The sequence below is a fragment of the Sphingopyxis bauzanensis genome (assembly GCF_002205675.1).
Lineage (GTDB): Bacteria > Pseudomonadota > Alphaproteobacteria > Sphingomonadales > Sphingomonadaceae > Sphingopyxis > Sphingopyxis bauzanensis.
Window position 1 is genome coordinate 406258 of record NZ_NISK01000004.1, and the last position, 19803, is coordinate 426060.

The 19803-nt window shown below is 63.7% G+C and carries 16 protein-coding genes and 2 pseudogenes; 6 read left to right on the forward strand and 12 right to left on the reverse strand.

Annotation, left to right across the window (positions count from 1 at the left end; all coding sequences use genetic code 11):
- The first annotated feature begins 166 nt into the window (after positions 1-166).
- On the forward strand, positions 167-1663 hold the full coding sequence (locus CDQ92_RS17440; RefSeq protein WP_088443028.1) for a TadA family conjugal transfer-associated ATPase: 1497 nt from the start codon (positions 167-169) through the stop codon (positions 1661-1663).
- Between the two features lie 88 nt (positions 1664-1751).
- Here the strand turns inward: CDQ92_RS17440 and CDQ92_RS21385 are convergent, their stop codons facing one another.
- Positions 1752-1925 carry a hypothetical protein gene (locus CDQ92_RS21385; protein WP_169714579.1) on the reverse strand — a complete coding sequence of 58 codons (174 nt, stop codon included), beginning with the start codon at positions 1923-1925 and terminating at the stop codon, positions 1752-1754.
- A gap of 68 nt (positions 1926-1993) precedes the next feature.
- Here CDQ92_RS21385 and CDQ92_RS17450 point away from each other — a divergent pair, with 68 nt between their 5' ends.
- Together CDQ92_RS17450 and aat are read left to right on the forward strand one after the other, a co-directional pair.
- Positions 1994-2824 carry a class I SAM-dependent methyltransferase gene (locus CDQ92_RS17450; RefSeq protein WP_088443032.1) on the forward strand — a complete coding sequence of 277 codons (831 nt, stop codon included), beginning with the start codon at positions 1994-1996 and terminating at the stop codon, positions 2822-2824.
- On the forward strand, positions 2821-3597 hold the full coding sequence (aat, locus tag CDQ92_RS17455; RefSeq protein ID WP_088443034.1) for a leucyl/phenylalanyl-tRNA--protein transferase: 777 nt from the start codon (positions 2821-2823) through the stop codon (positions 3595-3597). The genes CDQ92_RS17450 and aat overlap by 4 nt, the downstream gene beginning before the upstream one ends.
- A 35-nt stretch (positions 3598-3632) precedes the next feature.
- Here the strand turns inward: aat and CDQ92_RS21920 are convergent.
- The 4 genes and pseudogenes from CDQ92_RS21920 to CDQ92_RS17475 form a co-directional block, all read right to left on the reverse strand.
- Positions 3633-4034, reverse strand: a pseudogene (locus CDQ92_RS21920) (DUF2155 domain-containing protein); the annotation flags it as partial.
- Entirely contained in the window at positions 4034-4417 is a 384-nt protein-coding gene (locus tag CDQ92_RS17465) for an NADH:ubiquinone oxidoreductase subunit NDUFA12 (RefSeq protein ID WP_088443036.1), read from the reverse strand. The gene CDQ92_RS17465 and the pseudogene CDQ92_RS21920, both read right to left, overlap by 1 nt.
- Before the next feature lie 71 nt (positions 4418-4488).
- The gene (locus CDQ92_RS17470; protein ID WP_373289669.1) at positions 4489-4938 is read right to left on the reverse strand and encodes a DUF192 domain-containing protein; all 450 of its coding nucleotides are present in this window, start codon (positions 4936-4938) and stop codon (positions 4489-4491) included.
- Positions 4939-4984: 46 nt separating this feature from the next.
- Complete coding sequence (locus tag CDQ92_RS17475; RefSeq protein ID WP_088443040.1) at positions 4985-5557, reverse strand: regulatory protein RecX; 573 nt, start codon at positions 5555-5557, stop codon at positions 4985-4987.
- 181 nt (positions 5558-5738) lie between these two features.
- Between CDQ92_RS17475 and CDQ92_RS17480 the strand changes: the two genes are divergently transcribed.
- The 3 genes from CDQ92_RS17480 (at position 5739) to CDQ92_RS17490 (ending at position 10694) form a co-directional block, all read left to right on the forward strand.
- Positions 5739-7490 carry a fatty acyl-AMP ligase gene (locus tag CDQ92_RS17480; RefSeq protein WP_088443436.1) on the forward strand — a complete coding sequence of 584 codons (1752 nt, stop codon included), beginning with the start codon at positions 5739-5741 and terminating at the stop codon, positions 7488-7490.
- 121 nt (positions 7491-7611) lie between these two features.
- Positions 7612-9954 carry a putative bifunctional diguanylate cyclase/phosphodiesterase gene (locus CDQ92_RS17485; RefSeq protein ID WP_229667548.1) on the forward strand — a complete coding sequence of 781 codons (2343 nt, stop codon included), beginning with the start codon at positions 7612-7614 and terminating at the stop codon, positions 9952-9954.
- Between the two features lie 164 nt (positions 9955-10118).
- Positions 10119-10694 carry a CHAP domain-containing protein gene (locus CDQ92_RS17490; protein ID WP_088443044.1) on the forward strand — a complete coding sequence of 192 codons (576 nt, stop codon included), beginning with the start codon at positions 10119-10121 and terminating at the stop codon, positions 10692-10694.
- 191 nt (positions 10695-10885) lie between these two features.
- Here the strand turns inward: CDQ92_RS17490 and CDQ92_RS17495 are convergent, their stop codons facing one another.
- The 7 genes and pseudogenes from CDQ92_RS17495 to typA form a co-directional block, all read right to left on the reverse strand.
- Positions 10886-11173, reverse strand: coding sequence for a DUF3297 family protein (locus CDQ92_RS17495; RefSeq protein ID WP_088443046.1), 288 nt, complete (start codon positions 11171-11173; stop codon positions 10886-10888).
- 453 nt (positions 11174-11626) lie between these two features.
- The gene (locus CDQ92_RS17500) at positions 11627-12652 is read right to left on the reverse strand and encodes an IS110 family RNA-guided transposase (protein ID WP_088439574.1); all 1026 of its coding nucleotides are present in this window, start codon (positions 12650-12652) and stop codon (positions 11627-11629) included.
- Between the two features lie 129 nt (positions 12653-12781).
- Positions 12782-15061 carry a TonB-dependent receptor gene (locus CDQ92_RS17505; protein WP_088443048.1) on the reverse strand — a complete coding sequence of 760 codons (2280 nt, stop codon included), beginning with the start codon at positions 15059-15061 and terminating at the stop codon, positions 12782-12784.
- 122 nt (positions 15062-15183) lie between these two features.
- On the reverse strand, positions 15184-15612 hold the full coding sequence (locus tag CDQ92_RS17510; protein ID WP_088443050.1) for a hemerythrin domain-containing protein: 429 nt from the start codon (positions 15610-15612) through the stop codon (positions 15184-15186).
- Between the two features lie 160 nt (positions 15613-15772).
- A pseudogene (locus CDQ92_RS17515) lies at positions 15773-16134 on the reverse strand (pseudouridine synthase); the annotation flags it as partial.
- Between the two features lie 28 nt (positions 16135-16162).
- Positions 16163-17776 carry an NAD(P)/FAD-dependent oxidoreductase gene (locus CDQ92_RS17520; RefSeq protein ID WP_088443052.1) on the reverse strand — a complete coding sequence of 538 codons (1614 nt, stop codon included), beginning with the start codon at positions 17774-17776 and terminating at the stop codon, positions 16163-16165.
- 86 nt (positions 17777-17862) lie between these two features.
- The gene (typA, locus tag CDQ92_RS17525) at positions 17863-19695 is read right to left on the reverse strand and encodes a translational GTPase TypA (RefSeq protein WP_088443054.1); all 1833 of its coding nucleotides are present in this window, start codon (positions 19693-19695) and stop codon (positions 17863-17865) included.
- Positions 19696-19803: the final 108 nt, after the last annotated feature.

Consider the following 19803-nt stretch of genomic DNA (forward strand, 5'->3'; position numbering starts at 1 on the left):
AAAGCCCGCATCTCCATCGGATGCGGGCTTTTTTATGTCCGCGTCACAATCACCCCGCGCATTAGGACAATGTCAAAGTTTCCACTTTATTCACCGTGTCGGATGGGGGTGCGTCAGCCATTGGCGGCGATGCCTTTGACAGGATTTGGAAAACAGGACAAAGCGAATGAGTGCATTCGGACGCCGACCCGGAACCGCTGGCCGCCCCGCTTTTGGCGTGGCCAAGCCGATGCAGGGTGGATCGGGCATGGGTGGCGGCGCGCAATTCCCAGCCATCGACACGCCGCCCGCGATCGAAATCCCGCAAATGCCGTCGCACCTGTCGCCCGAAGAAGAGGCGATGGAGCGGCTGAACCTGCGCTCGACCGCCGATATGGCCGAGCCCGAAAAGGCGCAAGGGTTCGAAGCCAGCGTTCATAAGATCAAGGAACAGGTGCTGCCGCGCCTGCTCGAACGCGTCGATCCCGAAGCCGCGGCGACGCTGTCGAAGGACGAGCTGACCGAAGAATTCCGCCCGATCATCCTCGAAGTGCTCGCCGAGCTGCGCATCACGCTGAACCGCCGCGAACAATTTGCGCTCGAAAAGGTGCTGGTCGACGAACTGCTCGGTTTCGGCCCGCTCGAAGAATTGCTCGCCGACCCCGACATTTCGGACATCATGGTCAACGGCCCGTACCAAACCTATATCGAAAAAAAGGGCCAGCTGGTCCTCGCACCGATCCAGTTCCGTGACGAACAGCATCTTTTCCAGATCGCGCAGCGCATCTGCAACCTCGTCGGCCGCCGCGTCGACCAGACCACCCCGCTCGCCGACGCCCGCCTCAAGGACGGCAGCCGCGTCAATGTGATCGTCCCGCCGCTGTCCTTGCGCGGCACCGCGATCTCGATTCGTAAATTCTCGGCCAAGCCGATCACACTCGACATGCTGTGCCAATGGGGCGCGATGAGCCAGAAGATGTGTACCGCGCTGAAAATCGCGGGCGCCAGCCGCTTCAACATCGTCATCTCGGGCGGTACCGGTTCGGGTAAGACGACGATGCTCAACGCCTTGTCGAAAATGATCGACCCCGGCGAGCGCGTGCTGACCATCGAAGACGCCGCCGAACTTCGCCTGCAACAGCCGCACTGGCTGCCGCTCGAAACGCGCCCCGCGAACCTCGAAGGCAATGGCGCGATCCACATGGGCGACCTCGTCAAGAACGCGCTGCGTATGCGCCCCGACCGCATCATCATGGGTGAGGTCCGCGGCGCCGAGTGTTTCGATCTGCTCGCCGCGATGAACACCGGTCACGACGGATCGATGTGTACGCTGCACAGCAACAGCCCGCGCGAGTGCCTGGGCCGTATGGAAAATATGGTGCTGATGGGCGACGTAAAGATACCGAAGGAAGCGATTTCGAAACAGATCGCCGATTCGGTCGACATGGTTATCCAGATCAAGCGCCTACGCGACGGGTCGCGCCGCGTCACCAACGTCACCGAGGTGATCGGTATGGAAGGCGACGTCATCGTCACCCAGGAATTGTTCAAGTTCGAATATCTCGACGAGGACAAGGACGGCAAGATCGTCGGCGAATATCGCGCCATGGGTCTGCGCCCGTACACGCTGGAAAAAGCGAGGCAATACGGGTTCGATCAGCCGTATCTTGAGGCGTGTCTGTAACCTTTCGTCGCGCCCGCGAAGGCGAGGGCCGCTGTCGGCCTCGCGCAACATCTCTGGCAGCCCCGCCTTCGCGGGGGCGATGGTCAACTCAAGGCTTCAACGCCAGCGCTGCCGCCAAAACCGCGACCGCCACTCCGACCAGCGCGATCCCGCGCCACGGCATGAACCCGACCGCGTCGACGTCGCGCCGGTTGCGGCGGCGATAGTCGGCGACCTCGGCGGCGACGGCAACCGCGGCGCCCGCAACACTGACAATCAGCATCGACCCTTGCATTGAGGCGCACACCTTCGCAAACAGGGGGACGTCCCCCCAAGAGAGAGGTTGCCCATATGCGTCCGTTATTGATTGTTGCAAGTACTGCGCTTGCCCTCACCGTCCCCGCAGCGGCCTTTGCCGACCATCATGGCGGCGGTCATGCCGCGCATAAGGAGCAAGAAGCGATCGCCGCGGCCGTAGCCGCACCGACCCGCACCCCCGCCAACATCGCGCGCGACCAATATCGCCATCCCGCCGAAACGCTCGCCTTCTTTGGCGTCAAGCCTGGTGACACGGTGGTCGAACTGTGGCCCGGCGGCGGCTGGTACACCGAAGTCCTCGCGCCGCTGGCAAAGGCAGGTCGCGGCACGCTCTACGCCGCCGCGCCTTGGGAGCGCGGTCTCAACCGCATCAAGGAATGGCAAGGCGCAAACGCCGACCTTTATGGCGGCATCAAGCTCGCCGAATTCCCCAATGCCGGGACCAACCCCAAAGTCCCCGACGCCAGCGCCGACGTCGTGCTGACGTTCCGTAACGTCCACAACTGGCGCTTTGGCGGCGCCGACAACACCGCCAATGCCTTCAAACAGATTTTCGCGATGCTCAAGCCCGGCGGCACGCTGGGCGTCGTCGAGCACCGGCTGAACGAAAGCGACGATGCCGCGAAGGAAGAAAAATCTGGCTATATGAAGGAAAGCTCGATCATCGCCTTTGCCGAGGCCGCGGGCTTCAAGCTGGCGGGCCGCAGCGAGATCAACGCCAATCCCCAGGATACGAAGGATTATGAAAAGGGCGTCTGGACCCTGCCGCCGGCGCTGCGCGAAGGCGAAACCGATCGCGCCAAATATGTCGCAATCGGCGAATCGGACCGGATGACGCTGAAGTTCGTGAAGCCCGCGTCCTGAAGCATTTTGAAACCATCGACCCTGCGCTGCTGCTCAGTGCTTATGCGCAGGGTATTTTCCCGATGGCCGACGGGGCGGATGACCCGTCGGTCCATTGGGTTGAGCCGCGGCTGCGGGCGATCCTGCCATTGGATGGCTTCCGGCTGTCGCATAGCCTGAAAAAGACGATCGTCGCCGATCGTTTTCGCGTCACCACCGACCGCGCATTTGCCGACATGGTCGCGCTGTGTGCCGAGCCCGCGCGCGACCGGCCCACGACGTGGATCAATCCGGTGATCAAGGCGAGTTACGACCGGCTGTTCCAGATCGGCCACGCGCATAGCGTGGAATGCTGGCAGGATGGCGAACTGGTCGGCGGCCTCTACGGCGTCTCGCTCGGCAGCGCCTTTTTCGGCGAATCGATGGTCAGCCGGGCGCGCGATGCGTCCAAGGTTGCGCTCGCGCACCTCGTCGCGCGCTTGCGCGCGGGGGGGTGGAAATTGCTCGACTGCCAGTTCATCACCCCGCACCTCGCCAGCCTCGGCGCGATCGAAATCCGCCAGGCCGACTATCTGGCGCGGCTCTATTCGGTGTTGGCGGGCGGCGACGGTGCAGCGGCGGGCGCAGGAGCAGGCGCGGCGGGCGTATCGCCGCCTTCGCCGCCGTTTGTCGCGGGCGACTGGGGCGTGCTCGACGCTTTGGGCACCGCCGCCGCACCCGATTTCGTCGCCGCGGGGGCCACCGGCTCGCCGCCGGGATATGTCATCGCACAGCTTTTGACGAAGACATCATAAATCGGGTGCTGGATGATGTTGCGGTCGGGCCGCTCGCGGAAAATCCAGCCCGAAAAGACGCGGCGCCATTTGTCGTCGCGTTGATCCTGAACCGTCAGTTGCACGAACGCGCCCGTTTCAGGCGGGTCTTCCCACGGTGCGGTTTGCTCGCACGCACGCAGTCGGACGATCGCGCGCCCGACGCGCGAAGATTCGCCGGGCTTCATTTCGAGTTCGCGGACCAGCCCATTCCGCTTATTGAGCAGGCCGACAATCGCGACGCGCTCCGCCATCGGGGTCGCGCCCTCGATGCCGCCGACTTCCTGCGGGACGCGTTCGGATTTGGCGACGGTCGGCACTGTCGCGCTGCCATTGCCCTTGGACGGCGTCCGATCGCAGGCGGTCAGCGCGGTCGCGGCCAGCAGCGCGAACAGCGCGGTCGAAATTCGGCGCGACATTATTCGCCGGGCCGCCAGGCCTCATAATCGCCGGTCGCCGCAGCCCGCTGGCCGCCGCGCTCGAGCGCCCCGGCAGGGCGGTACGCGCCGGTGCTGCCGGTCAAGTTGGCGGTCGGTTCTTTTTCCCACGTGCGCGGCGCGGGCAGCATATCGGTCGGCAGTTCGTCGAAAGTGCAGTGCAACCAGCCGTGCCATTCGGGCGGGACCCGGCTCGCATCGTTCGATCCGTTGTAGATCACCCAGCGGCGATTGCCCTTGCGCGCCCGATGATACGTGTTGCCAAGGCCGTCCTCGCCAACCTTTTCGCCGGTTTTCCAGCTGTTCAGCAGCGTGCCGACGGTCGCACCGTCCCACCAGGTGAAAATCTTGCCGAGGATACTCATGGCGAGGCGTTTACAGCCAAGGGTGCGCGCTTCGCAAGCGTCAAACGGTCGATCGCCCCGCTTTCGCGGCGCTATTTCCCATCTTTCCACGCCACCTTGGCAGTCTCGTCAATCCCGAGCCGCGCTGCGGTGCCACCCGCAAGTTCCAGCACCGCGCTGACCTCACCCCCGCTGACCACCGGCTCAAGCGATTCGGGGATCGTGTTTTCCGCAATCCGGTCGATGCTGCCGTCGGCGCGAATGAAGATTATGTCGAGCGGGATCAACGTGTTCTTCATCCAGAAACTGCCGATCCGCGGCTTGTCGAACGGAAACAACATGCCGCTATCGGCGGGCAGGCTGGTGCGGAACATTAGCCCCTTGTCCTGCTCGGCATCGGTCCGCGCGACTTCGACGTTGAACCGGTGCGTCTGGTCCTTGGCGGTGATCGTCACCGGGATCGTCGCGACGCTCTCCACCTCGCTGGCGTCCTGGTTGCACCCCGCCATCGGCACGGCCAGCGTCAGGGCAAGAGCGGTCAAAATAGCACGCATCGGTAGATCCTCATTCCGGCAATTTGGGCCAGCCCTAGTCCAGCCCCGCATCATCGTCCAGCGCCGCCAGCGCCGCCTCGTCCCCCGGCGTAATCGCCAGGATCCGCCGCGCCAGCGTCATGCTGTGCCCGGCGCGCAGAAACGCAGCAATCTGCCGCTCGCGCAGTTTTGGATCGTCGGCGGGACGCCTCGCAAACGGCCCGAACCGCCGCCGCCGCGCGAAGCCGACCGCCGATGCCTCGGCCGACGCCTCAGCGGTCTCGATCGCCTCGCCGCTGTCCGCCGCGGCGATGCCGTCGACATACAGCTGCGCCTTGACCCGACGCACCCCGAGCCCCCGGCGCGTCATCGCCCCCGCGCGCATCACGGCATATTGGCGATCGTCGAGGAACTGCAACCGCTCCATCCGGTCGGCCACCGCTTCGCACGCCGCCACCGCGTCAACCTCGTCGGTCCACTCGGATTCGCGAATTTTTCGAGACAGATAGCGCGTCAGCTTGGCGCGGCTGGTCGCGAACCGCGCCACATAAGCCAGCGCCAGCTCGTCTAGCCGCGCCGCGCCCAAAGGTCTTTTTGTACGGTCGGGTGGAGCGCGATGCTTGGGCATGTGCCATGTTTATGCCACAGTCGGGCCTGATTGAGAACGATCAGCGCCGCCATATCGGGCAATATAGCCCGAAAACGGGCGAATTTGTTCCAACTGCTCAGGGATCGCGCCAGGCACCATGACACGCAAAGATGACATGCTTGTTGCCGCGCGGCCCGTTTCGCGGGATGTCGCACCCCTTATGACCGATAATATTGCCGTTCCGGCGGACGAGCTCCAGCCGACGCCGACCTTCTGCGCCCAGCCCCGCCGCTTTTCGGACTTCGCCACCGTCGGCGAAGCGCTCGATTATGCCGCCAATGGGACGCGCGGGCTCAATTTCCACGATCCGCGCGGCAAGCTGGTGCGCCCCTATCCGTATCGCGAGCTGCGCGACGACGCCCTCCTGACCGCCTATCGGCTGATCGCGGCGGGGGTAAAACCAGGCGACCGCATCGCGCTGATCGCCGAAACCGGCGCCGAATTCGCTGCGCTGTTCTTTGGCACCATCTACGCCGGCGCCTGGCCCGTCCCACTGCCGCTGCCGACCAGCTTTGGCGGCCGCGATAGCTATGTCGGCCAGCTCGTCGTCCAGCTCACCAGCTGCGACCCGACGATGCTGTTCTTCCCGCCCGAAATCGCCGCCATGGCCGTGGAAGCCGCCGAAGCGCAGAATGTGCTGCCGGTCGACTGGAGCGAATTTGCCGCCAAACCCGCGCCGGTGACCGACCTGCCCGCGCAGCAGTCGAACGAAACCTGCTATCTTCAGTACAGCAGCGGTTCGACGCGCTTCCCGCACGGCGTCGCGGTCACCCACGCCGCTTTGCTCAACAACCTCGCCGCGCATTCACACGGCATGGAAGTGCAGGACAGCGATCGCTGCGTCTCGTGGCTGCCCTGGTATCACGACATGGGCCTCGTCGGCTGCCTGCTCTCGCCGGTCGCGAACCAGGTGTCGGTCGATTATCTCAAGACCGAAGATTTTGCGCGCCGCCCGCTCGCCTGGCTCGACCTGATCAGCCGCAACGAGGGAACGACGCTCAGCTATTCGCCGACCTTTGGCTACGACATCTGCGCCCGCCGGGTGTCGAGCCAGACGCATGTCGCCGACCGTTTCGACCTGTCGCGCTGGCGCGTCGCCGGCAACGGCGCCGACATGATCCGCCCCGATGTGATGCAAAGCTTTGTCGATGCCTTTGCCGACGCGGGTTTCAGCGCCAGCGCCTTCCTGCCGAGCTATGGCCTTGCTGAAGCGACGCTCGCGGTCAGCATCATGCCCCCGGGTGAGGGGATCGTTGTCGAATTGGTCGAGGAAACCGAATTGTCGGGCGCCGCCAATGATGCGGGCCGCCCGACGCGATACCGCGCCATCGTCAACTGCGGCCGCGCCGCGCGCGACATGGTGATCGAGGTGCGCGACGAACTCGGCAATGCGCTGCCCGACCAGACCGTCGGCAAGGTTTGGTGCAGCGGTCCGTCGCTGATGACCGGCTATTATCGCGACCCCGAATCAACCGCCGCCTGCCTCGTCGACGGCTGGCTCGACACCGGCGATATGGGTTATTTGTCCGATGGTTACATTTACATCGTTGGCCGCGCCAAGGACATGATCATCATCAATGGCAAGAACCACTGGCCGCAGGATATCGAATGGGCGGTCGAGCAATTGCCAGGGTTCAAATCGGGCGACATTGCGGCGTTCGCGATCACTGCACCGGGGGGCGAGGAAACCCCCGCGGTGCTCGTCCAGTGCCGCACTAGCGACGAGGCCGAACGCATCGCCCTGCGTGAAACGATTCGCGACCGCGTCCGCGCGATTACCGGCATGAATTGCCTGATCGAGCTGATCCCGCCGCGCACCCTGCCGCGCACCAGTTCGGGCAAGCTCAGCCGCTCGAAAGCGCGCGCGCAATATCTTGCCGGGGAAATTCAACCCTTTGCGATGGCCGCCTGACACGAGGCAGCGACCTTGCCCGCAAATTTTGTCCCGCTGCTGGACAAATAACACGCCAAATGAAGGCGCTGGTTACCTTCGGGTAACACCCCGCCGCTAAACAGGCACGGTGAAAAGCCTGTTGACTGACCAGATCGTTGCCGCAGAGATTCCTGCGCGGACCCTGTTGGGGCTGGGGCCGCGCGATGCCGACACCGGCAACCTCCGCCAATTGCAGCTTGCGCCGTTACGCGGTCAGGGATCGCTGCGCTTGTTCATGGGGCTCGGCATGGCGCTGGTCGCCACATTCACGATGATTCTCAGCGTCCCGCTCGCGATCGCCAGCGGCTGGCTCGGCGCCGGCCTGGTCTTCAGCCTGTGGTCGTACAGCCAGTTCCGCCGCCTACCGCTGGGCGATCCCAAATTGTCGGGAATCACCGAGTATCGGATGTGCAATCGCCACGCGCTCTATTCGGCGCTGTTCTGGAGCACGCCGTTCTGGCTCCACGGGTTGTCGCCGCCGCTCGACCATGTCCTGTCGATGTGGACGATCGCGGTGTTGATGATGGTCACACTGGCGATCGTCGCTCACAGCGTTCCGATGGCATGCATCCTGTTCATCGCCCCCGTCACCCTGTCGGCAGCCGCTGCGCTGGTGCGCGCCGACGCGCCCCAACTCGCGGCGGTCGCGGTGGTTGCGGGCCTCTTGCTCTGCAATTTCTGCGTCCGCTTTGCGCAAAGCCATATCCGGTTCCGCCATGCCGAAGAAACGCTGCACGAAAAGACCGAGACGGTAAGCCTGCTGCTGCGTGAATTCGAAGAAACCTCGGCCGACTGGCTTTGGCAGACCGACAACAGCCGCCGCCTGGTCCATGTCTCGCCGCGACTGGCCTATGCGCTCGGCGCCCCGGCCGACGCGCTCGAAGGCGTCCCGTTGCTGCAGGCGCTGTCGGGCGATGCGTGGGACACCGGGCTGTTCCCGAAAAGTCTGCACGAAATGGCCGAACGGATGAAGCGGCGCGAAAGCTTTTCGAACCTGATCGTCCCCGTGACGATCGGTGGCGCGCCGCGCTGGTGGGAGCTGTCGGCGTCGCCGCGCCTCGACGAAGCGGGCAAGTTCCTCGGCTTCCGCGGCGTTGGTTCGGACGTCACCGAACAGCGCGCGACCGCCGAACAGATCGCCAAAATGGCGCGCTTCGACAACCTCACCGGTCTGCCCAATCGCCTCAGCCTCAACGAGGATCTGGCGCGCGCGCTGGCCCACGCGCTCGATGCCAAGGCACGCTGCGCGCTGTTGATCATCGACCTCGACCGCTTCAAGGCGGTCAATGATACGCTTGGCCATCCCGTCGGCGACAAGCTGCTGGCGCAGGTTGCCGCGCGGCTCAAAGGGCTGATGGAGCGCGGCATGACCTGCGGGCGCCTCGGCGGCGACGAATTTGCCGTCGTGCTGCACAACGTCGCGTCCGCCGATTCGGCAGAGGATCTGGCGAAACGGCTGATCGCCACGATCAGCCGCCCCTATGTGGTCGACAACCACCAATTGTTCGTCGGCGCCAGCATCGGTTTTGCGATCGGGCCGCAAGACGGCGCGACCGTCGAAACACTGACCCGCAACGCCGACCTTGCGCTCTACAAGTCCAAGGACAAGGGCGGCAACGTCGTCGCCGGCTATGTCGCCTCGCTGCACGCGCAAGCCGAAGAGCGCCGCGTTATGGAACAGGAATTGCGCGGCGCGCTCGAACGCCGCGAATTCGAACTCTATTACCAGCCGGTAGTCACCGCCGCCGACGGTACGCTCAACGGCTTCGAAGCGCTGATCCGCTGGCAGAACCAAAAGCTCGGCAATGTGTCGCCGGGACGGTTCATTCCCTTGGCAGAGGATGCGCGGCTGATCTCGCCGATCGGCGAATGGGTGCTGCGCACCGCGTGCCACGAAGCGATGAAATGGCCATCGAATTTGAAGGTCGCGATCAACGTGTCGGCCGACCAGCTGACCGATCCCAATTTCGCCTCGGTTGTCGTCTCGGCGCTGGCGCAAAGCGGGCTGCCGCCACAACGGCTGGAGATCGAAGTTACCGAAAGCGTGTTTCTGCGCGACGGCGGCGGCGCGGCGCAATTGCTCGATCAGCTGATCGGGCTCGGCATCCGCCTGTCGCTCGACGATTTCGGCACCGGCTATTCGTCACTCGGCTATCTGCGCAAGACGCAATTTTCGACGATCAAGGTCGACCGCAGCTTCGTTGTCGGCGCCGCCAAGGGCAGCATCGAATCGATCGCGATCATCCGCGCCGTCGTCGCACTCGCCGACAGCCTGGGCATGTCGACCACGGCTGAAGGTGCCGAAACCGAGCTCGAGGTCGAAACGCTGCGCAACATGGGATGCAGCAACATCCAGGGCTATTATTATGGCCGCCCGATGCCTGCCACCGACGTGCGGACGCTGTTTCGCGCGACCGATTCGTCGGCCAGCGCCGCCGCCTGACCGCGACCAGTCGAACCGCTCACACGACGAATTGACAGGCTTAACAAAAGGTTCCGCCGCTCACCGCAGCGTCGGCGCGACTCGTCGCGCGGTGGGTGGTGGCGCGGAAAATCCATGGCAATGACGCTGCAACGCTTGAACACAAGCATTGGGGGTCGCATTTCATGCTCTATCGTCGCTTTCTGACTGCCGCCATCGCGTCCGTACTGACGCTCACCGGTCTGCTCGTCAGCGCCCCCGCCGCAGCGCAGGCCTATCTCCAATGCGTGCCTTTTGCCCGCGCCGAATCGGGCGTCGACATTCGCGGCAATGCCAAGACCTGGTGGGCGCAGGCCGCCAGCGACTATGCCCGCGGCGGCGAACCGCGCGAGGGCGCGGTGATGGCGTTTGCCGGTACCCGCGGCATGCCGATGGGCCATGTCGCAGTGGTCAAGAAAATCGTCAGCGACCGCGAAATCCGTATCGACCACGCCAACTGGTCGCCGATCAACGGCCGCCGCGGCCAGATCGAGCGCAATGTCCGCGTCGTCGATGTCAGCGATGCCGGCGACTGGAGCATGGTCCGCGTGTGGTACGCCCCGATCGGCGACCTCGGGCTGCGCGCCAACCCGGTCCAAGGTTTCATCTATGCCGGCGGCACCCCGAACAAGGCGCCGAGCTTCAAGGCGCCGGTGTGGGCGCAGAACGACTGGAAGCCCGGCAACGGCCTCGAAGTCGTGGCCGCGTCGCTCGGCCAGTAAACCGACAATTCAATCCCCGTTAGAGTCGTAAGGAATTGGTGCCGTCGGCGCGAAGCCGCGTAGCGACTGCCGCCCCCTAAATCCGTTCGCCCCGAGCTTGTCGAAGGGCCGTTCTTTCTTTCCAGCGTCGAAGAAAGAAGGACGGTGCTTCGACACGCTCAGCACAAACGGGAAATTTAGCGCGCGACTTTCTAGGCTTCGTCGCCCGCATCCTTGGGCGCTTCACCCTCGCCGGCCGCGGCCGTATCCTCGAACCACGCCTCGACCTCGCCCGACAGCTTGATCGTCATCGGCTGGCCAAAGCGGTCCTTTGACTTGCCCGCCGCGACGCGGATCCAGCCTTCGGAAATCGAATATTCCTCGACGTCGGTGCGCTCCTTGCCCTTGAAGCGGATGCCGATGCCGCGCTGCAGCACCTCCATGTCGAAATGAGGCGAGCGCGGGTTGGTCGACATATGGTCGGGGGGGGTATCGGTCATAACTATATTCCCATAAAATGATGGCGCGGCCCTAGCGGGACCGCGCCACCATCGTCAACGGAAAGGCGATTGGACTTAGGGGTCGTTTAATCGCGCCCCGGTCAAGTATAATTTTGAACACAAATCTTCGATCTGCGATGAGGTCATCGCAGGTGATATAGTGAGAGAAGTTGTCAGAGCCTTCAGCTTCGGCCGCGCCGGTCATTCCGTTTGTCGGGTACAGGGTCGTTTACGCGGTCGAGTCATGCCCGCCGCAGGATAGGTCTTCGTGGGCCGGAATCTTCCAATGTTTTAGACGCACTGCGCCATTGAGATGATGGCGGTGCAGCCTCATTAACGGAATGATTCTGTCCGCGTCCCGACAGGGACGGATCGGCGCGCCCACAGCATGGGCGCAAACGATAGGGAAGTTCAGCTTATCGGATAATGGTCCTTGCTGTCATATTGCTCATGTCAGACCTCGGCAGCGATCGAACGGTCGAACAGTTCACCCGTACGAAGCATAGTATGCATGATGACAGCGAGCTTGCGCGCGACCGCGACGGCCGCGCGCTTGAAGCCGATCTTTTCCTTGAGTTTGAGGCCCCAGATCCGCAGCGCGCTGTCCGCCGTGGTGCGCGTGAGGATCACGACTGCCGCCTCGTACAGCAGCCCGCGCAGATGACTGTCGCCGCGCCGGGATATATGACCGTCATAATCGACTTCGCCCGACTGGTAACGCCTGGTCGTCAAGCCGACCCAAGCACCAACCGAACGCGACTTCCGAAAGTTTTTCGGGTCCTCGATTGCCGCAACGAACGAAGAGGCGGTCACCGTGCCGACCCCCGGAATCGACGAAAGCAATTGGCATTGCTCGCTCGCGCGAGCGGATGCAACGAGCTGCTTGCTCAACTCTGCAGCGCGGGCGCGCATGCCTCGCCAGGCCTCAAGAACCGGCAGGAGGATCTGTTCGAGCCCTGCGTTGCTCGCCAGCAGGCTGCGCACATGGCCCTCGAACACACGGCCAGCCCCCTTGGGAACAATCAGGCCGAACGTCTTCATCAGACCACGGATTTGGTTCAACATCTGGGTCGTCGCCTTCAGCAGCTGATTGCGCGCCGCAATCAGCGTGCGGGTCAGCATGCTGTCAAAGCTCTTCACGCGTACCTCGCGGTAAAAGCCAACCTCCGCAAGATGCGCCAGGCCGTCCGCATCATTCGCATCGGTCTTGTTTCGGGCCATATCGAGCGCCGCTTTGGCATGGCGGGCATCAATGCAGATAGCGGGCAATCCTTCCTGTCTCAGCGCATGATAGAACCAGACAGACAGAGGCCCCGTCTCGAACACGACACGCTCCACATTCGCAGCTCGCTTGCGGACAAGCTCTGCTATCAATTTGGGATCAGACGGGCATTTGCCGCGCCAGATCCGTTCGCCGTCTTCACGCACCGATACAAATGTGTCTTTCAAAGATACGTCGAGGCCGATAAACTGCTTCATGGTTGTCTCCCGTTTGTTGCTGGGCCCGGTGTCAATCGTGAGCCCGTTTTTCAACCTATCGGGGGGCAACCACCCTGCCTACGCATCGCAACCGCAACGGTGATCACCGCCCCGCGATTACCCTATGTTTTAGAACCCGGCTTTCACCGTCACAAAGAACTGCTGCGGCGCCCCCGCCAGCAAGGTCTGGCTGTCGCCGCGGTTGGCAAAACCGTTGGTGCCGATCGTCGATACATAGTCCCTGTCGAACAAATTGGTCGCATTGGCTTGCACCGAGATCCGCTCGTTGAACCGGTAACCGATGCTCGCGTCGACAATGACAAAGCCGCCGACCTCGGCGTCATTTTCGAACGAATAATAGCGCTTCGAGGTGTAGTTGGCGCCGACGCGCGCAAAGAAGCTGCCGGTGTCCCAGGTGATTTCACCCTTGGCCAGATGGCGCGGCGAATTGACCACGGTCTTGCCCGCGGTCGCCGCGATGATCGTGCCCGCAGCGTTGACAACATCGTCCTGATATTCGGAGTCGTTGTACGCGTAGGAGGCAAACAGCGACAGGTCAGTCGTAACACGGAACGTCCCCGCCGCCTCGACGCCCCACGAACGCACGTCGCCGACATTCTGCAGGATCGCCGGATTGCCCTGGATGCCCGAGCCATTGGCAAAGGCGATGATGCGATCCTTGAAATCGACATAATAGCCTGCGATCACCCCCTGAAAGCGCGGCGATTTGGTGCGGAAGCCGAGTTCATAGGTAGTCGAGGTTTCGGGTTTCAGGTCGAGCGCGTCGAAACCCGCCTGCGTCGTCGCGAACGGCCCGCCGGTCGCCGAACTTTCGAACGCGCGCATATTCTGGGTGTAGCTCGCGAACGCCTCATTATCGTCGCTCAGACGAAAGAGGAGTCCCGCCTGCGGCAAAAACCAGTCCTTCGCCTCGGTCCGCCCCGCCGCCAGACTGCCGCGCACGATCGGCGTCGCCAGGTTGGTGACGCGCAGTCCCTTCCACCCCGCGTTGATCTGGACCTGCCCCAGATCGAGCGTGTCCTGCACGTGATATTGCAGCGTCTGGGTGTTGAAATCGAATTCCCATTGGGTGAGCAGCGGATCGGTGGGGAATTTCAGGCTGCTGCGATCGGGTGCGCCGGCGGTGTTGCCCAGACCGTAAAAGCGGCGCGCCTGATTGAAATCATTGTCTTCGTACCACATGCCGATTTCGACGCGGTTCGCGCCCAGCGTGAACAAGCTGTTGGCGACGATGCCGTACCGCTCGATTTCATATTCGGTCGTGCGCAGCGCCATCGGTGCGCCGCCCGGGGTTGCGACATAGGGGGTGAACCACATGCCGCGCCCCTCGTTGCCGTGGTAATATCCCATCGCGTTCAGAGTCCAGAACGCGTTCAACGGCGCCTCGACCCCGACCCCGGCCAGCCAGTCCTTGCGCAGACCGGCGGCGTCATAATAGGCATCGTCGACGGTTTGGATCGGGGTCGGATAGACCGTACCGGCCGCGGGGTTGGTCGGCGCAACGCCGGTGTCGCCGCGATTGTGCGCGATATGCGCAACGCGCACTGCCAGATCCCAATCCTTGGCGAAATTGTCCCAGTCATAACCCAGCCGATCGATCATGGCCTGGCTCAGATCCTGATAGTCATTCTCGCGGCGGTCCGAATAGTTGACGAAGCCGAAGAACTGGCCGTCGCCGACCGGCTGGACGATACGGCCGTTGAACTGATGCTGGCGCTGGACCCCGTCGCCTTTCCACTTGTCGCCATCCTGCCACGCATAGCTCAGCGCGAGGCGCGGACCGCCGGGGGCAATTTCACCGCTGTCGATCCGCACGAACGCGCGCTTGGTGTCTTCGCTGCCGTAGGTTCCCGACGCTTCAACCTCGAACGTCTCGGCGGGTTCGCGCGCCGAAAATTCGATCGTCCCGCCCAAATTGCTCGTCGAGGCCGCCGACAGCGAACCCGCGCCCTGGGCAACTTCGACCCGGCCGACATTTTCGCTGATGATCGCGCGGCTGATGTGCAGCCCGTTGTGGTTGCCATAGCTCATGTCGCCGAGCGGCACGCCGTCGAGGGTGAAGCCCAATTGCTGCTGTGAAAAGCCGCGGATCGAGATGCGCGACGACCATTCATAGGTGCCGAACGGATCGGCCGACTGGAAATTCACCCCAGGCAGCTTGTCGATGGCTTTAAGCGGGCTGATCCCCGCGACTTCGAGCGCGATGTCGGCGGCGCCAATTTCCTGCACCTGCCGCGCCTGCCCCTGGCCGAGCACGACAATCTCTGCGACATCGCCCCCGTCGACCGCTGCATCGACCGCGGTTTCGGTAGCAAACACCGGCGTCGCAGCAAATGCCACCATCAAAGCGGCCCCGGTCCGCAGCCGGTTCCTGAACTTGCTTGTCATCGTCAATCCCCCTTGTCCCGTCGCCGAAATGGCGCGGTGGTCGCGGGGGCTTTAGGGAGGCGATATTGCTGCGCTGCGGCGAAGGGGTGACGCAGCGATGACGATAAAAAGAAGCTTCGGCGTCACGCCAGATCGAGTTGCTCGGCGACCGGATAAAGATCGCAATTTTCACGCTCGATCCGCAATCCCAATACGTCGAGCACAACCTCGGTTTCGCTACAAAAGCCCGGCCAGTCGTCGGCGATCCGTTCGGCGGTCCATTTCGCGTCGTAAGCCGCAAAATCCTGCGCGATATGCCCCATCTCGCGCACAAACTCGCTCGCCATCGCGACGACCTCGGCATTGCCGCTCGCCTTCAAGCGCGGATAGAGGATCCAGTCCTCGCACTTCAAATGGCGCAGCAGCGTATCGCGCAGCATCCCGCGCACCGATTCAAGCTCGGTCGGACGCGGCCGTTCGGGGGTGCGGATCAGGTCCAGCAAAAGCTGTGACAGCGTGGTGAGCGCGGCATGTTCGGCGCGCAGCCGCCGCATCTCGGGACCAATAGGCATGGGTCGCCTCTCTAAAATTCGGTCCCTTCATCGCTGCCATAGGCACCGGGCGTGAAAAGACGGTAAACGCCCATTAGCCTTGATTGGCCCCGTCTGCACGCCGAGATGGCGGATTAGGCCATATTGGCGCGATAACGCGACGGCTCGATCCATGCTTGCCGGGCACGCTCTGGCGGTATCGCACCGGCGGGTCGCGGTCCCACGTCTGGGCGGGTCGATGCGGCGGACGGTTGCGGGGCGGGTCGGGCCGTCATTGAGCATGACCCCGGCACCCAGGCGGTCGAGGCTCGCGACGTTGGGTTCGCCCTCGACCTGCGCCAGATAGGTTTGGGGCGTCGTGTGCTTTGGCGACGAAATGCGCCCCTGCAGCGCGCCATCATCGGTCAGGATCAGCAGGCCATCGCTGTCACGATCGAGCCGCCCCGCCGGACAGGCGCCGGGGACGTCGATATAGTCGGACAGCGTCGCGCGCGCCTCCCCGCCCCCAGCAAGCGTGCCGCGATCGGTGAACTGGCTGAGCACGCCGCAGGGTTGTTGAGCAGGATCACCGTCACGGCATCAAGCTCCGCGCCACCGCCTCGGCGACCTTGATCCCGTCGACCGCCGCCGACAAAATGCCCCCGGCGTAACCCGCGCCCTCGCCCGCTGGGAACAGGCCGGCGGTGTTCAGGCTCTGAAAATCCTCGCCGCGGGTGAAGCGCACGGGGGACGAGGTGCGCGTCTCGACCCCGGTCATCACGACGTCGGGATGGTCATATCCCTTGATCTGGCGTCCGAACATCGGGATCGCCTCACGCATCGCCTCGACCGCGAAATCGGGCAGGCAGGCCGCGAGGTCGGTCGGGGTCACGCCGGGGCGGTACGACGGGGTGACGCTACCCAGCGCGGTCGAGGGACGTCCCGCCAGAAAATCGCCGACGCGCTGCGCGGGGGCGCGATAGTTCGATCCGCCCGCAACATAGGCGAGCGATTCCCAGTGCCGCTGAAACGCGAGGCCCGCGAGCGGGTCGCCGGGATAGTCGCGTTCGGGATCGATCGCGACGACGAAGCCCGAATTGGCGTTGCGTTCGTTGCGCGAATATTGGCTCATGCCGTTGGTCGCGACGCGCCCCTCCTCCGACGTCGCGGCAACGACAGTGCCGCCGGGACACATGCAGAAACTGTAAACGGTGCGCCCATTCTTGCAGTGATGCGAGATATGATATTCGGCGGCGCCAAGGATCGGGTTGCCCGCATCGGCGCCAAAACGCGACGTGTCGATCCACGATTGCGGATGCTCGATGCGGACGCCGATCGAAAAGGGCTTTGCCTCGACATGCACCCCCGCGGCGTGGAGCATTGCAAAGGTATCGCGCGCGCTGTGGCCCACCGCCAGCACGACGCGGTCGGCCTCGATATAGCCGCCACCCGTCAGGTGCAGCCCCTGAACGCGGCGTTTGCCCGCGCCGTCGGTGGCTATATCGATCCCGTCGACCTTGTGCTGCCAGCGATATTCGCCGCCCAGCCCCTCGATCGTTTCGCGCAGGCTTTCGACCATTGTCACCAACCGGAAGGTGCCGATATGCGGATGCGCTTCGGTCAGGATTTCCGGCGGGGCGCCCGCCTTCACGAATTCGGTCAGCACCTTGCGGTCAAGGTGGCGGGGATCTTTGATCCGGCTGTAAAGCTTGCCGTCGGAAAAGGTGCCCGCGCCGCCCTCGCCGAACTGGACGTTCGATTCGGGGTGGAGCACCCCGCGCCGCCACAGATCCCACGTATCCTTGGTCCGCTCGCGCACCACTTTGCCGCGGTCGAGGATGATCGGCCGGAACCCCATCTGTGCGAGGATCAGCCCGACGAACAGTCCGCACGGCCCGGCGCCGACGACGACGGGGCGCTTGATCCCCTTCGGCGCCTGGGTAATCAATTTATAGCTGGTGTTCGGGGTCTGCTGGACATTGCGGTCCTTGCGAAAGCGCGCCAGCACCGCGCCCTCGTCCTTCACATTGACGTCGACCGAATAGACGAGCTGGATATTGGTCTTGTCACGCGCATCATGCGCACGTCGCGCGATGACATGCCGGACCAGCTCGCGCGGGGTGATCCGCAGCCGCTTGCAGATCGCGGCGGGCAGCTCTTCCGGCGCATGGTGCAGCGGCAGCGTGAGTTCGGTCAGGCGAAGCATGGGACGCCTTTACGGCCCAACCCAGCCGGGGGGAACGCTGTTCGAAAAGAAAAGGGGACGGTCACCGCTGACCGCCCCCCTGATCTTTAGGCCGCTTCCTTCTTGCGCGACGCCTTCTTGCGCTCGTGCGGATCGAGCAGCGCCTTGCGGATGCGGATGTTTTTCGGGGTCACTTCGACCATTTCGTCGTCGTCGATATAGGCGATCGCCTGTTCCAGCGTCATGCGGCGCGGCGGGGTCAGGCGGATCGCGTCGTCCTTGCCGGTCGAACGGAAGTTCGTCAGCTGCTTCGACTTCATGGGGTTAACTTCCAGGTCGTCGGGCTTGGCATTTTCACCAATGATCATGCCCTCGTACAGCGCTTCGCCGGGCGACACGAACAGGATGCCGCGCTCTTCGAGCGGGCCAAGCGCATAGGCGACGGCTTCGCCATTGCCGTTGCTGATCAGCACGCCGTTCTGGCGGCCCGCGATATTGCCTTTGTACGGGCCATATTTTTCGAACAGGCGGTTCATGATCCCGGTGCCGCGCGTGTCGGACAGGAATTCGCCGTGATAGCCGATCAGGCCACGCGACGGGCCGCTGAAGGTGATGCGCGTCTTGCCGCCGCCCGACGGGCGCATGTCGGTCAGGTCGGCCTTGCGGACCTGCATCTTCTCGACCACCGTGCCGCTATGTTCGTCGTCGACGTCGATGACGACGGTTTCATAGGGTTCGGTGCGCTTGCCATTCTCGTCCTCGCCATACAGCACGCGCGGGCGGCTGATGCCGAGTTCGAAGCCTTCGCGGCGCATCGTTTCGATGAGCACGCCCAGCTGAAGCTCGCCGCGGCCGGCGACTTCGAAACTGTCCTTGTCGGCGCTTTCGGTAACGCGGATCGCGACATTGGTTTCGCTTTCGCGGAACAGGCGGTCGCGGATCATGCGGCTGGTGACCTTGCTACCCTCGCGGCCCGCCATCGGCGAATCGTTGACGGCAAAGCGCATCGACAGCGTCGGCGGATCGATCGGCTGCGCGGCGATCGGCTCGGTGACGCTGGTGTCAGCGATGGTGTTGGCGACGGTCGCCAGCGCCAGGCCGGCGATCGCAACGATGTCGCCGGCGCGCGCTTCCTCGACGGGAACGCGCTCGAGCCCGCGGAACGCCAGGAGCTTGGACGCGCGGCCGGTTTCGATGACCTTGCCGTCCATGTCGATCGCGTGGATCGGCTGGTTGACCTTGATCGTCCCCGACTGGACGCGCCCGGTCAGGATGCGGCCGATGAAATTGTCGCGGTCGAGCAGGGTGGCGAGGAAGGTGAACGGACCGTCTTCGGGCAGGCCAGGGGTCGGGACGTGCGACACGATGGTCTTGAACAGCGGTTCCAGCGTGCCTTCGCGCGCTTCGGGATCTTCCGACGCGTAACCGCCGCGGCCCGACGCATAAAGGATCGGGAAATCAAGCTGTTCGTCATTGGCTTCAAGCGTCAGGAACAGTTCGAACACTTCGTCGAGCACCTCTGCGGCGCGCGCGTCGCTGCGGTCGATCTTGTTGACGACGACGATCGGCTTCAGGCCAAGCGCGAGCGCCTTGCCGGTGACGAACTTGGTCTGCGGCATCGGACCTTCGGCGGCATCGACGAGCAGGATGACGCCGTCGACCATGCTCAGGATCCGCTCGACCTCGCCGCCGAAATCGGCGTGACCCGGGGTATCGACGATGTTGATCCGCGTCAGATCGGCTCCCTCGCCCCACTCGACCGAGGTACATTTCGCCAGGATGGTGATCCCGCGTTCCTTTTCCAGGTCATTGGAATCCATCGCGCGCTCTTCGACGCGCTGGTTGTCTCGGAAGGTGCCCGACTGACGGAACAGCTGGTCAACGAGGGTGGTTTTTCCATGATCGACGTGGGCGATGATCGCAATATTGCGCAAAGACATGCGGAGAGCCTTGATGGGAGGGGGCAGCGCCGGGAGCGCCGCGAAACGCCGCGCCCCTAACAGAATGGGTGCTGCGGCGCAACATGATTGCCGAAGTTGGCAAAGTTG

Bases quoted from the DNA above. Each gene is read 5' to 3' on its own strand.
- CDQ92_RS17495 (WP_088443046.1), bottom strand. From the start codon at position 11,173: ATGACCGATACCCCCCCCGACCATATGTCGACCAACCCGCGCTCGCCT.
- CDQ92_RS17450 (WP_088443032.1), top strand. From the start codon at position 1,994: ATGCGTCCGTTATTGATTGTTGCAAGTACTGCGCTTGCCCTCACCGTC.
- CDQ92_RS17480 (WP_088443436.1), top strand. From the start codon at position 5,739: ATGACCGATAATATTGCCGTTCCGGCGGACGAGCTCCAGCCGACGCCG.
- CDQ92_RS17520 (WP_088443052.1), bottom strand. From the start codon at position 17,776: ATGCTTCGCCTGACCGAACTCACGCTGCCGCTGCACCATGCGCCGGAA.
- CDQ92_RS17465 (WP_088443036.1), bottom strand. From the start codon at position 4,417: ATGAGTATCCTCGGCAAGATTTTCACCTGGTGGGACGGTGCGACCGTC.
- CDQ92_RS17440 (WP_088443028.1), top strand. From the start codon at position 167: ATGAGTGCATTCGGACGCCGACCCGGAACCGCTGGCCGCCCCGCTTTT.
- CDQ92_RS17490 (WP_088443044.1), top strand. From the start codon at position 10,119: ATGCTCTATCGTCGCTTTCTGACTGCCGCCATCGCGTCCGTACTGACG.
- typA (WP_088443054.1), bottom strand. From the start codon at position 19,695: ATGTCTTTGCGCAATATTGCGATCATCGCCCACGTCGATCATGGAAAA.
- CDQ92_RS21385 (WP_169714579.1), bottom strand. From the start codon at position 1,925: ATGCTGATTGTCAGTGTTGCGGGCGCCGCGGTTGCCGTCGCCGCCGAG.
- CDQ92_RS17505 (WP_088443048.1), bottom strand. From the start codon at position 15,061: ATGACAAGCAAGTTCAGGAACCGGCTGCGGACCGGGGCCGCTTTGATG.
- CDQ92_RS17500 (WP_088439574.1), bottom strand. From the start codon at position 12,652: ATGAAGCAGTTTATCGGCCTCGACGTATCTTTGAAAGACACATTTGTA.
- CDQ92_RS17510 (WP_088443050.1), bottom strand. From the start codon at position 15,612: ATGCCTATTGGTCCCGAGATGCGGCGGCTGCGCGCCGAACATGCCGCG.
- CDQ92_RS17475 (WP_088443040.1), bottom strand. From the start codon at position 5,557: ATGCCCAAGCATCGCGCTCCACCCGACCGTACAAAAAGACCTTTGGGC.